Source organism: Hymenobacter sp. 15J16-1T3B (assembly GCF_020711235.1).
Classification (GTDB): Bacteria; Bacteroidota; Bacteroidia; order Cytophagales; family Hymenobacteraceae; genus Solirubrum.
On sequence record NZ_JAJFAV010000022.1, the window covers coordinates 37220 to 50068 of the forward strand.

7 protein-coding genes are annotated in these 12849 nt (G+C 63.6%); 4 read left to right on the forward strand and 3 right to left on the reverse strand.

The window, feature by feature from the left end:
* Positions 1-37: 37 nt before the first annotated feature.
* The 3 genes from LJ737_RS25055 to rhaT form a co-directional block, all read right to left on the reverse strand.
* Positions 38-3241, reverse strand: coding sequence for a SusC/RagA family TonB-linked outer membrane protein (locus LJ737_RS25055; protein ID WP_227769515.1), 3204 nt, complete (start codon positions 3239-3241; stop codon positions 38-40).
* A 394-nt stretch (positions 3242-3635) separates the two neighbouring features.
* Positions 3636-4544 (reverse strand): alpha/beta fold hydrolase, encoded by a 909-nt coding sequence (locus tag LJ737_RS25060; protein ID WP_227769516.1) that lies wholly within the window; start codon positions 4542-4544, stop codon positions 3636-3638.
* 284 nt (positions 4545-4828) lie between these two features.
* Positions 4829-5953, reverse strand: coding sequence for an L-rhamnose/proton symporter RhaT (gene rhaT, locus LJ737_RS25065; RefSeq protein WP_227769517.1), 1125 nt, complete (start codon positions 5951-5953; stop codon positions 4829-4831).
* Positions 5954-6204: 251 nt separating this feature from the next.
* Between rhaT and LJ737_RS25070 the strand changes: the two genes are divergently transcribed.
* The 4 genes from LJ737_RS25070 (at position 6205) to LJ737_RS25085 (ending at position 12720) form a co-directional block, all read left to right on the forward strand.
* Positions 6205-8313: a bifunctional aldolase/short-chain dehydrogenase gene (locus LJ737_RS25070; RefSeq protein WP_227769518.1), complete on the forward strand. Its 2109-nt coding sequence runs from the start codon at positions 6205-6207 to the stop codon at positions 8311-8313.
* Between the two features lie 367 nt (positions 8314-8680).
* On the forward strand, positions 8681-9694 hold the full coding sequence (locus tag LJ737_RS25075; protein WP_227769519.1) for a GntR family transcriptional regulator: 1014 nt from the start codon (positions 8681-8683) through the stop codon (positions 9692-9694).
* A gap of 405 nt (positions 9695-10099) precedes the next feature.
* Positions 10100-11380, forward strand: coding sequence for a sugar isomerase (locus LJ737_RS25080; protein ID WP_227769520.1), 1281 nt, complete (start codon positions 10100-10102; stop codon positions 11378-11380).
* Positions 11381-11391: 11 nt separating this feature from the next.
* The gene (locus LJ737_RS25085; RefSeq protein WP_227769521.1) at positions 11392-12720 is read left to right on the forward strand and encodes an FGGY-family carbohydrate kinase; all 1329 of its coding nucleotides are present in this window, start codon (positions 11392-11394) and stop codon (positions 12718-12720) included.
* Positions 12721-12849: the final 129 nt, after the last annotated feature.

Sequence of the window (12849 nt, forward strand, 5' to 3'; positions counted from 1 at the left end):
ACTGCTCCTGCAAGGTCTCAGGCCCAAGTTCTGAGTTCTAGAAAGTCACGTTCAGGCCCAGGGTCATCGATTTGGTCAGCGGAAGTCCGCCGTAGTCGGTGCCCACCGAGAAACCGCCGCCGCCGGTGTCGGAGTTGACCGCGTCCACGTTGTAGCCGCCGTTGTACTTGTCGTGGCCGAAGAAGTTCTCCATCGAGAAGTACACCCGGGCGCCCTGCGCCACGCGCTTGCTGATGACGTTGCCCAGGTTGTAGCCCAGGGTGATGTTGCGCACCCGCACGTAGTTGGTGGAGTACAGCCAGGAGTCGCTCTTCAGGGGCGAGAAGTTGATGTTCGACTTGCCGCGCAGGCCCGCACCGGGCTGTTCGGGGCTGATCCACCGGTCGCGCTGGGTGCCGAGCACGTTCTGGTTGTAGCCCATGCCGCTGTTGTCGATGGCGCGGCCGATAAGCGAGTAGAGCTGCCCGCCGTTCTGGCCCTGCACCAGCACGCTCAGGTCAAAGCCTTTGTAGCTGAAGGTGTTGGTCACGCCCCAAGTGTACTTCGGGCTCGGCCGGCCAATGATGACGCGGTCCTGGTCGGTGATGACCCCGTCGCCGTTGGCGTCAAGGTAGCGCGGGTCGCCCACCGTCTCGCCCTGAATCACGGGCGCACCGCCGTCCACGTCGGCCTGGGTCAGGATGCCGGTCTGCTTGATGGCGTAGAACACGTACATCGGCTGGCCCACCATCAGCAGGGTGCTGCTGGCCCCGTAGGGCGAGGGAATTTCGATGGTGGCGTCGCCCGGGCCGAGGTGCTTCACCTCGTTCTGGTTGTGGGCGAAGTTCAGCGAGGTGTTCCACTCGAAGCCGCCCGAGGCCAGGTTACGCGTTTTCAATTCCACTTCCCAGCCGCGGTTCTGCACCTCGCCGATGTTGACCAGCTGCGACTCGTAGCCCGAGGCGCTGACGCGCGGCACGTTCAGCAGCAGGTCCTGGCTGGTTTTGGTGTAGTAGTCGAAGGAGCCGTACACCCGGTTCTTGAGCAGGCCCACGTCCAGGCCCACGTCGAAGGTGCGCGACTTTTCCCACTGCAGGATGCCGTTCGGGGCCTTGTTGGGCGCCTGCCCGGTGGCCACGGCCCCGCCGAAGGTGTAGTTGTAGATGCCCAGCGTGGCAATGGAGCTGTAGTCGCCGATGCCGTTGTTGCCCGACATGCCGAAGGAGCCGCGCAGCTTCAGGTCACTCACCGGCGTCACGTCCTGCATGAAGTTTTCCTGCGAGATGCGCCAGCCCACCGAGGCGGCCGGGAACACGCCCCAGCGGCGGTCGGTGCCGAAGCGGGACGACCCGTCGCGGCGCACGCTGGCCGAGAGCAGGTACTTGCCCATGTAGGCGTACTGCAGGCGGCCGAAGTACGAGATGAGCACGTTCTGCGTCTCCGAGGTGCCGTTGTCGGAGGTGCCGGTGATGTTGGTGGCGCCGTTGAGCGTGGTTACGGCGCTGTTGACGAAGCCGCCCGAGGACTTGAGCTTGTCCGTCTCGGTCTTGAAGAAGTTGTAGCTGTAGCCGGCCAGAGCCGAAATGTCGTGCCGGTCGCCGATGACCTTGGCGTAGGTCAGCGTGTTTTCGTTCACGAAGGCCTGCTTGCGGTAGCCGCTGTAGGTGCCCGTGGCGCCCGAGCCCACCAGCTTGGAGTTCGGAATGTAGGTCTTGGAGCGGGCGTCGGTGTTGTCCAGGTTCACCGACACGCGGCCGCGCAGGCCCTTCACAAACTCGTACTCGCCGTACACCGTGTTCAGGGAGCGGAAGGTGGTGGTGCGCTGCTGGCGGTTCTGCAGCTCGCCCACCGGGCTGATGCTGGAGCCGGCCCAGAGGTAGCGGTCATTCTCGCCGTAGTTGGTGTAGAGGCCGGCCGAGGCCTCGGCCACCGGCACCATGGTGATGAACTTCTGCGCCAGGTTGTCCTTGCCCTCCACGCCCGGGTCGCGCGAGACGGAGTAGCTCGGGCTCATGTTCAAGCCGAACTTGAGCTTGTCGGAGGCCTTCACTTCCACGTTGGCACGGCCCGAGTAGCGCTTGTAGTCGACGCCGATGACGATGCCCTGCTGGTTGGTGTAGTTGCCGGAGAGGAAGTAGTTGACGTTGTTGGTGGCCCCGCTGGCCGACACCTGGTAGTTCTGGATTTTGCCGGTGCGGAAGATGGCGTCCTGCCAGTCGATGTAGGCCAGCCCCTCGTGGTTGGGGTCCAGCCACCGGTCGTCAATCATCAGCGCCGGATCGATGGTGGTGCGGTTCAGAATGGCCATGCGCTGGGCCGTGGTCTGGTCGGCGGTTCGGCCGGTGCCCGAGCGCACCCAGGCGCCGTTGATGATCTGCGTGGAGCGCTCCACCCACTCTTCGGGCGAGAGCAGATCCAGGCGCTTGGCCTGCTGCGAAATGCCGGCGTAGGTGTTGAAGCTGATCTGGGGCTTGCCGGTTTTGCCGCGCTTGGTGGTTACCAGCACCACCCCGTTGGCGGCGCGCGAGCCGTAGATGGCGGCCGCGGCGGCGTCCTTCAGCACCTCAATCGACTGAATGTCGTTGGGGTTGATGTTGTCGAGCGGGGAGCCGGTGGCGTAGTTGCCGTTGCCGTTGGGCGAGGTGCCCTCCAGCGGAAAGCCGTCAATCACGTACAGCGGCTGGTTGTTGGCCGTGATGGAGCCGTTGCCGCGCACCTGAATGTTGAAGCCGCGGCCCGGCAGGCCGGTGTTTTGCTGCACCTGCACGCCGGCCAGCTGCCCCACCAGCGCCTGGTCGACGCGGGTGATGGGGCGCTCCTCCAGCTTGGTCGCGTCGAGGGTGGCAATGGCGCCGGTCACGTCGCTGCGCTTCTGGGTGCCGTAGCCCACCACCACCACTTCGTCCAGGGCCTTGGTGTCGTCCTGTAGGGTAATGTTAAAGGTTTGCGCGCCGCTGAAGGGCCGCTCCACCGTCTGGAAGCCCACGAAGCTGAACACCAGCGTGCCGGCCGTTTCGGGTACCGACAGCGCAAAGCTGCCGTCGACGCCGGTGGTGACGCCGCGGGTCGAGCCCTTCAGGGTCACCGTCACGCCGGGCAGGCCTTCGCCGTTGCTGCCGACCACGCGCCCCGTCAGCTGCCATTCGGCGGCAGTGGCTTCGGTGGCGTGGGCGGCCAGGGGCGCGGCCAGGGGCGCGGCCAGCAGCAGCAACGACAGCGCAGCGGCGGGCTGGTACCGGGGCCAGTTGTAAAATTTCTTCATGACCTATGGGTGAAAAAGAGTGGGAAGACGTCTGATTCTGAAGGCCAAACTATTCCCGCTCCCGGCCCAAACTGTCCTGTAGACTGCTGGAAGGTGATGAAGCACTTACTTTATTACCCGCCGCGCCGGCCCCATCTGCTTCGCCGCCGCCGGCAAACACCCCAAACGTTTGCAGCAATATCGTCCCGATTCTCCTGCCCAAACATTGCAAAACAAGATTTTTTGCCCGGCCGGCCCCGTTAGGCAGGAGAGTACCCGAAAGCCTCCGGTGTTCAGAACCAAGGGCTTATCAGCGAGAGCAATTTCCTGCCCGGCTGCCGCCGGCGAGGCTCCGACGATGCCCGCAGCACTTATGTTAGCCTGCGGCGCTGACCGAGGTTGCATGGCCGGCCGGTTAGCGCCGCCGGCTTAGCCACCACACGCCGGCGGCCAGCAGCCCCAGGCCCACCGCCGCAGCCCCCGGCAGGCGCCGGGAAGCTCGCTCAGGGGCCGCAGCTGTCAGTTCGGCGGTGCGACCGGCGAGGGCGGCCAGCACCACGCGGGCGGTTTCGGCGGGCTCGTCCCACTGCGGAAAGTGGCCGGTGTGCGCAAACCAATGCAGGTGCGCGTCGGGGAACAGCTGCTGGGCCCGCCGGGCTTGGGCAGGGAAGCACACCCTATCGTGGCGGCCCCAGCCGATGAGCAGCGGGGCCTTGACGCTGCCCGCGGGGGCGCCCTGCTGCCGCTCGCCGTAGGCCAGTTGCCACAGCAGCTCGTCGAACACGGGCGAGGCGGCGAAGGAGCGCATTTCGGTGAGGGCCTGGCCGGCGGGTAGCTGCCAGGGCCGGGCGGCAAACTGCGCCAGCAGCGCGGTCCGGCCCACGGCGTTGCCCGTCAGCAGCGGCATCACGGGCTGCAGGGCCCGCACCAGGCGCACCGAGGCGGCCACCGAGTAGTAAAAGGCGGGCACCTCCCAGCCCCGCCAGAACCCACCAGGGTCGAGCGACACCACGCCGCCGAGCACGCCGCCGCGCCGGACCAGTTCCAGCACCAACCGGGCCCCCATCGAGGAACCGACCGCGTCGACGCCGAGCAGGCTGTGGCGGCGCAAAAACCCGGTGAGGGCGTCGGCCAGGGTGCGGATGGAGGTTTCGCCGGCCAAGGGCGGGGTGGCTCCGTGCCCGGGCAAATCCACGGCAATGACTTCGCGCCCGCCGGCCACCAGTGCGTCGATGATGAGCTGCCAGGATTGCCAGCTGCCGCCGATGCCGTGCACGAGCAAAAGCGGCTGGCCCGCGCCGCGGCGGATGTGGTGCATGTCCATAGGGGGTCGAAACAAACCGCACCGCCACCGGCAGCCGTCCCGGAGCTTACGCGGCTTCGCCCCGGCGGTTGTAGCCCGGCCGTCGGGCTGCCCCTCAGCCACCGGCAACCGCGGCCGGCCGGAGCACCTTGGCCCACTTGAGCGGTCTGGACGCGGCGCATCTAGCATAAACCCTGGCTACGACCAACCCAAAAACAAAGGAGGTCGGCCCCTGTCGGGCCGACCTCTTTTGCTTCACTCACTCAGGGTAATCGGAACGTGGTACTGTAAAACTGCGCAGCGTCTTAGTGGCTGGCCAGCATTGAAGGCGCTTCGGTACTGGTACGGGCCTGGGGCTGACTGGTTTCCTGAGCTTTGGCTTCGGCCGGCTTCTCCGAGCCCAGGTAGTTGCCGTAGCCCACAATCACCGTAGAAAACACCACCGCCAGAATACCGATGGCCACGGTGCGCATGGTGGGGGCGTTGGCGCCGCGCCACTCGTGCAGGTAGAGGCCCCACAAAGAACTGAAGGTGATGATGAAAGCCATGTGAAGCGTCCAGCCCGAGAAGCGGTAGTCGCCCAGCTGGGTGTCGCCCATGCCGTAAAAGAAGAACTGCAGGTACCAGGTCAGGCCGGCCAGGGCGCAGAAGAAGAGGTTGCGCGCTACCGGGGCCGACACGTTGGTGTAGTCCGCGAAGGTCTTGTTCTTGAAGTTCAAGTAGAGGCACCAGAGGCCGTTGGTGGTCAGGCCGCCGAGCAGCACCACCACCAGAATGGCGTTGTTTTTATACAGCGGGTCGGTGCCGTGCTGCACCGCTAGGTCGGCAATTCCCTGGCCCGCGTCGAGGCCGAAGGACATGCAGGCGCTCATGATGCCCGAAAACACGGCCACCAGCAGGCCTTTGCGCAGGTCAAATTCAGCAATGGACGCTTGCTTCTGCTCGGTCGACAGCGACTTTTCCTTCATCATGCCGGCCACTCCGCAAATCAGAATGCCCGCCACGCACACCGCGAGGCCAATCAGAATCATGCGGCCCGAGGGCGTGCCCAGCAGCTGGGCAAACTCGCTTTTCCAGAGCGGGGGCACCACCGTGCCGAACACCGCGCAGAGGCCCAGCGTGACGGCCATGCCCAGCGAGAGGCCGAGGTAGCGCATGGCCAGCCCGAAGGTGAGGCCGCCGAAGCCCCACATCACACCCCAGAAGTACACCCAGGCCAGATCGGAGCCCGAGGCCTGGCCCAGCACCTGGAAGAGGTCCGACACGGTGGCCAGGCCGAGCACGATGGGCGCAATCAGCCAGGAGACGATGCCGCCAACCAGCCAGTAGCTTTCCCAGGCCCAGCCCTTCACTTTCTTGTAGGGCAGGTAGAAGCTGCCCGAGGCAAAGCCTCCCAGCGCATGCAAAATGACTCCCCAGAGAACGGCCATCGGAAAAATAATAGTGGGTGGGTGTTGAGCAAATCTGTCGGTAAAAATAGCCCGAACTCTCCTGCTCCCTCCTGATTGCGGCCGAATCCAAGTAAATGCTTACTCACCGGACCTAACTCGTTAGTCTTCCGCCCGGTATTTTTCGGCCGGAGCAGGAGAGTGCAGGATGTTGGCCGCGGCGGCAGCGGCGTACTTTGTTCCAAAGCCTGATTCCACTTACCCATTCCCCGCGACACTAACCAAGGCGCACTATGGAAAAAACGCTCACCTTCCAGCACGTCAGCTACCTGTGGGACGATGCGAAGGCGGCCCAACTGGCCGGCGACGAAGTAGCTCTGTTCCTCTACCGCTCGAACTTGCTGGGCGCCGACCTGCGCCTGACCAACTACGCCGGCGGCAATACCTCCTGCAAAATCACCGAAACCGACCCCGTAACGGGCCAGCCGGTAGAGGTGATGTGGGTGAAGGGCTCGGGCGGCGACATCGGCACGCTCACCAAGGCCGGCTGCGCCAACCTCTACGTCGACAAGCTGCACGCCCTGAAGCAGCGCTACCGCGGCCTGGAGTTCGAAGACGAGATGGTGGCCCTGTTCGACCACTGCCTGTTCGACCCGAAGTGCGCCGCCCCCTCGATTGACACCCCGCTGCACGGCCTGCTGCCCTTCAAGCACATCGACCACCTGCACCCCGACGCGCTGATTGCCATTGCCGCCAGCAAGGACGGCGAGCAGATCATGCACGACATCTGGGGCGACACCATGGCCTGGCTGCCCTGGCAGCGCCCGGGCTTCGACCTTGGCTTGAAGCTGGAGGAAGTGGTGAAAAACAACCCCGGCCTGCGCGGCGTCATCCTCGGCGGCCACGGCCTCTTCACCTGGGGCGACACCAGCTACGATTCCTACATCAACACGCTGGAAGTCATCGAGCAGGCCGCCAGCTACCTCGAAGAAAACTACGGCAAGCGCCGCCCCGTTTTCGGCGGCGTGAAGCAGGAGCAAACCTTGGACGCCACCCAGCGCCGCCAGCAGGCCGCCGCCGTGATGCCCACCCTGCGCGGGCTGGCCTCGGGCCACCGCCGCATGCTCGGCCACTACACCGACGACAGCCGCGTGCTGGAGTTCGTGAATTCCAACGACCTGCCGCGCCTGGCGCGCCTGGGCACCTCTTGCCCCGACCACTTCCTGCGCACCAAAATCCGCCCGCTCGTCCTCGACCCGGCGCAGATGCACCAGCCGCTGCCGGCGGTAAAGGAGTACCTGCAGGAGCAGTTTGAGGCCTACCGCCAGGACTACACGGCTTACTACGAGCGCAGCAAGCACGCCAACTCGCCCGCCCGTCGCGACCCGAACCCGGTGGTGATTCTGTGGCCCGGCGTGGGCATGTTCACCTTCGCCAAGGACAAGCAGACCGCCCGCGTAGCCGCCGAATTCTACACCAACGCCATCAACGTGATGCGCGGGGCCGAAGCCGTGTCGGAGTACCAGGGCTTGCCCGAGCAGGAAGCCTTCGACATCGAGTACTGGCTGCTGGAAGAAGCCAAGCTGCAGCGCATGCCCAAGCCGAAGTCCCTCTCGGGCCAGGTGGCGTACGTGACCGGCGGCACCGGCGGCATTGGCAAGGCCATCTGCGAAATCCTGCTGCAAAACGGCGCCTGCGTGGTGGCTACCGACCGTGACCGGCTGGAAGAAACCCAGACCGAGCTGCGCCAGCGCTACGGCAAGGACAACGCCCTGACGGCGCCCATCGACGTGACCAGCGCCGAGAGCATTGCCGAGTCGCTGCGCCAGTCGGTGCTGCAGTTCGGCGGCGTCGACATCGTGGTGAACTGCGCCGGTCTGTCGATTAGCAAGCCGCTGAGCGAGACGACCCAGGCCGACTGGGACATCCTGAACGACGTGCTGGTGAAGGGCCAGTTCCTGGTAACCCAGCAGGCCGTCGAAATCCAGCGCCAGCAGAGCCTGGGCGGCGACGTGGTGAACATTGCCAGCAAAAACGGCTTGGTAGCCGGCCCCAACAATGTGGCCTACGGCACCGCCAAAGCCGCCCAGCTGCACATGTCGCGCCTGCTCGCGGCCGAGCTGGGCCCCGACAAAATCCGCGTCAACACCGTGAACCCCGACGCCGTGCTACGCGGCTCCAAGATCTGGGAAGGCGACTGGGCCGCCGGCCGCGCCAAGGCCTACGGCGTGGCGGTGGAGGACCTGCCGGCGCACTACGCCAAGCGCACCCTGCTGGGCGAGGAAGTGCTGGCCGAGGACATTGCCAAAGCCGTGCTCGTGTTCGTCGACGGCTCGCTCTCGAAGTCGACCGGCAACGTGCTGAACGTGGACGGCGGCGTGGCCATGGCCTTCGTGCGCTAACGAATTAAAAAAGGGATGCGCGCGCAATGCCCTGCGCGTGCAGTGGGATAAATAAGCCGGCCGCTTGGCCGGCTTATTTATTTTATCCGCCTTGAGTTGTTAGCGCATTTGTAGTAGTATTATTAAATCAATTTAATAATTACCAAATCCCAATTACTGGCAACGTTCCCGGCATCGTTTGCGCAACTAAACCGTAGGCTTGTTTTCTATTTTCAGTTGATTTGAGTAAGTTTTGTCTACTCCAGACCTCCCCTCCACCCTGGTTTGCCCGGCCCCGCCCTGCGGGGCCGCTTTCCCGCTGCTGCCAGCTTCGCGCCGGGGCCCGCAGGAATACCGGCCAACCAGCCTTGCCACCTAGCCGCAACCGATGTACAAACTGCAGTTTAAGCCGTTTGATAAAACCCCGAAATACAAGCAAATCGTGCAGTCGGTCATCACCGACATCGAGCGCGGCGTGCTCAAACGCGAAGACCAGCTGCCCTCCATCAGCGAGCTGAGCGCCGAATACTACCTGGCCCGCGACACCGTGGAAAAGGCCTACCGCGAACTGCGGGCCCGGGGCTTCATCGTCTCGGTGCAGGGCAAGGGCTACTACGTGCAAGCCACCGACGCAAGCAAACTCAAGATTCTGCTGGTGTTCAATAAATTAAGCTCGTATAAAAAAATTATTTATTACTCCTTCCTGAATGCCCTCGGCGACCGGGCAACGGTGGATTTGCAAATCCACCACCACAGCGCCAGCTTGTTTCAGGATATCATGGAAAAAAGCCTCGGCAAATACAATTATTACGCCGTGATGCCGCATTTTACCCAAGACTTGGATAAGGCGGATTTCAAGGCAATTTTGAACAGCATTCCGCCCGGCGAGCTGGTGCTGCTCGACAAGGATATTCCTGACCTGAAGCACCCCACACTAGCGGTGTACCAGGACTTCGACAAGGACATCTTCGGGGCCCTGGAGGGCGTGCACGACTTACTGGCCAAGTACCACAAGCTGGTGCTGGTGCTGCCGAGCGTGGGCAACAACTACCCGGTGGAAATCGGCTGGGGCTTCCGCACCTTCTGCGCCAAAAACGGGAAGGAGTTTGCCATCAAGGAAAACGCCATGAACGAGGTGCTGGAGCCCGGCACCGCCTACGTGGTGGTGGAAACCACCGACCTGGCCGAGCTCATCAAGAAAGTGCGGCAGACGCCCTACCTGCTGGGCCGCGAAATCGGCATCCTCTCCTTCAACACCAGTACCCTGAAGGAACTGCTGGGCATCACCGTCATTTCCACCGACTTCGAGGCCATGGGCCAGACGGCCGCCACCCTGCTGCTGCAGGGGCGCCGCGAGAAGGTCAAGAACCCGTTCTACACCATCCGGCGCGGGTCGTTGTAACCGCCGAAGGGCTTTTTAGCCCATCAGACGGAGCGCGGCCTAGGCATCCTGTTAGTTAGTAACTAGTAGTGTCCTGCTGAGCTTGTCGAAGCATCTCTACCGAACGACGCTACGAAGCGGTAGAGCTGCTTCGGCAAGCTGCTCAGCATGACGTTCTTTTTTCGTCGTTTGATAGCCGCCCGCGAGATGCCTCGGCGGCGCTTAGCAGGGCCTTCAAGTTTATCTGCCGGCCCAGTGCAGTTTGCCTTAAGCTGCTGGCCAGCTTTTTTACCCGTGCGGCCCGCGTGCAGGAGAGTTCAGAACAGTTTCGGGCGTGGTCAAAACTACTTTGCTACTTCTTAGCCATGTCCCACCCGGCGGGGCGGTGACTACTCACTCAGCCCCGGCCATTCTTCCCGCGCGACTATGATTGACGCCCAACGTCTCCACGATTTCAATCAAGCCAAGCAGGCCGAGCACAGCTTGCGCCTGGGCTACCTCTCGGACCTGCTCAACCGCCGCGGCCTTGATGCGCAGGACGTAATTCAGAAGCTGGTGCAGTTTCAGGTGGCCATTCCGAGCTGGGCGCTGGGCACGGGCGGCACGCGCTTCGGCCGCTTCCCGCTGGGCGGCGAGCCGCGCAACCTGGAGGAAAAAATTCAGGACATCGGCCTGCTCAACCAACTTAACGGCTCCTCGAACTCGATTTCCCTACACATTCCCTGGGATATTCCGAAGGACGTGGCCGCCATCGAGCAGCAGCTGCGGGAGCAGAAGCTGGTGATTGACTCGGTCAACTCCAATACCTTCCAGGACCAGAAAGACCAAGCTTACTCGTACAAATTCGGCTCCTTGTGCCACACCGAGCAAGGCGTGCGTGAGCAGGCCATTCAGCACAACATCGAGTGCGTGCGCTACGGCGAGCAGCTCGGGGCCAAGACGCACACCGTGTGGCTGGCCGACGGCTCGAACTTCCCCGGGCAGCAGCACTTCCGCCGCGCCTACCAGCGCACGCAGGAGTCCTTGGCGTCCATCTACGAGGCGCTGCCCTCCGACTGGACCATGCTCATCGAGTACAAGCCCTACGAGCCGAATTTCTACTCGATGATCATCCCCGACTGGGGCACTTCCTACTCCTTGTGCCAGCAGCTCGGGAAACAGGCGCAGGTGCTCGTGGATTTGGGCCACCACCTGCCCAACACCAACATCGAGCAGATTGTGGGCCGCTTGCTGCACTTCGGGCGCCTCGGCGGCTTCCACTTCAACGGCTCCATGTACGGCGACGACGACCTAACGACGGGCAGCATGAAGCCCTTCCAGCTCTTCCTCATTTTCAACGAGTTGGTGGACGGCGCCCAGGATTCGGCGGTCAGCAACCCGGCCGTGGCCTACATGATTGACGCTAGCCACAACACCAAGGACCCGCTGGAAGACCTGCTGATGTCGGTTGATGGCATCCTCGGCGCCTACGCCAAGGCCCTGCTCGTGGACCGCGCTCAGCTGAGTGACCTGCAGCAACACAACGACGTGGTGCGGGCCGAGGAACTGCTGCGCGACGCGTTCCTGACCGACGTGCGGCCCCTGGTGCAGGAAGCCTACCGACAGGCCGGCGGCGCCATCGACCCGATTTCGGCCTACCGCACCGCCGCCGTGCGCGAGCAGCTGATTCAGCAACGCGGCAAGCTCAGCCTCTCGACCGGCCTGTAACGCCAACTCGTATGAAAAAGACCATCTACGCCGTCTTCGACGTGGGCAAGACCAACAAAAAGGTCATCCTCTTCGACGAAGACCGGCAAATCATCGAGGAAAAGCAGCACGTGTGCGTGGATACCGTCGACGACGACGGCTTTCCGTGCGAGAGCCTGGCCCGCCTCACCCAGTGGGTGCAGGACCACTGGCACGCCTTGCGCCAGAACCCGCGCTACTCCGTGAAGGGCGTGAACTTCACCTCCTACGGGGCCTCCTTCGTGCACCTGGGCGCCAACGGACAGCCGGTGCTGCCCTTGTACAACTACCTCAAGCCCATGCCGGAGCAGTGGCTGGAGCGCTTTTACCAGGAACTGGGCCAGTCGAAGGAGGAGTTTGCGGCCGCTACCTGCTCGCCGCAGTTGGGCATGCTCAACTCGGGCCTGCAGCTGTACTGGCTGAAGCACGCCAAGCCCCAGCAGTTTTCGCGCATCCGCACGTCCTTGCACCTGCCGCAGTACCTCTCCTACCTCATCACAGGCGAGGCCTTCAGCGACTACACTTCCGTGGGCTGCCACACGGCCCTCTGGGACTACGCCAAAGGCCAGTACCACGACTGGGTGTACCGCGAGGGCATCGACGACAAGCTGGCCCCGCTGACCCAGGACTCGGTGGCCGGCGTGGTCGACGGCATCCTGGTGGGCGTGGGCCTGCACGACTCGTCGGCGGCCGTGCTGCCCTACCTGCTGGAGTGCCCGGAGCCCTTCCTGCTCGTTTCGACGGGCACTTGGGCGGTGGTGCTGAACCCGTTTAACGACCAGCCGCTCACGCCCGAGTTGCTGCGCCGGGACTGCCTGAGCTTCCTCTCGCCCAAGGGCCGCATGACCAAGGCGGCGCGTAGCTTCTTCGGCCGGGAGCATGACTACCAGGTGCAGCGCATTGCCAACCACTTCCAGGTCAAGCCGGACTTCTACCACAGCTTCGTGCTGGCCCGCCCCTACGACCCGCAGGCGGCGCCCTTCCATCCGTGGTGCATGGCCGGCACCGGCCCCTTCCCGGACGAGCCGGTGACCGAGTGGGATTTGTCGGGCTTCAAGACGGCCGGCGAGGCCTACCACCAGCTCATCCACGGGCTGATGGACATTCTCACCGAGTCGATCAAGCTGGTGTACCAGGACGAGCGGATCATCTACGTCGACGGCGGCTTCGCCCGCAACCCGCTGTTTATGCAGGTGCTGAGCTGGAACTTCCCGCAGGCCGATATCCGCACCCTGGAAGTGCCCCAGGCCACCGCGCTGGGCGCCCTCACGCACCTGGAACAGGGCGAAGCCTGGACCAAAACGCAGCTGTTGTTTACGTAGTGCCTCCCCTCAGCCCCCTCTCCGATGGAGAGGGAAAACCAGCTTTTAGGTTTCTGGAGCTAATTCAGGGGTGAACCTGCACCGTTTTCATGTGAAGCCAGACTTCACTAATTCTAACTGCTAGAGCTA

Excerpts from the sequence above, each read along its gene's own strand:
- LJ737_RS25055 (WP_227769515.1), bottom strand. The coding sequence starts at position 3,241 with ATGAAGAAATTTTACAACTGGCCCCGGTACCAGCCCGCCGCTGCGCTG.
- LJ737_RS25070 (WP_227769518.1), top strand. The coding sequence starts at position 6,205 with ATGGAAAAAACGCTCACCTTCCAGCACGTCAGCTACCTGTGGGACGAT.
- rhaT (WP_227769517.1), bottom strand. The coding sequence starts at position 5,953 with ATGGCCGTTCTCTGGGGAGTCATTTTGCATGCGCTGGGAGGCTTTGCC.
- LJ737_RS25085 (WP_227769521.1), top strand. The coding sequence starts at position 11,392 with ATGAAAAAGACCATCTACGCCGTCTTCGACGTGGGCAAGACCAACAAA.
- LJ737_RS25060 (WP_227769516.1), bottom strand. The coding sequence starts at position 4,544 with ATGGACATGCACCACATCCGCCGCGGCGCGGGCCAGCCGCTTTTGCTC.
- LJ737_RS25075 (WP_227769519.1), top strand. The coding sequence starts at position 8,681 with ATGTACAAACTGCAGTTTAAGCCGTTTGATAAAACCCCGAAATACAAG.
- LJ737_RS25080 (WP_227769520.1), top strand. The coding sequence starts at position 10,100 with ATGATTGACGCCCAACGTCTCCACGATTTCAATCAAGCCAAGCAGGCC.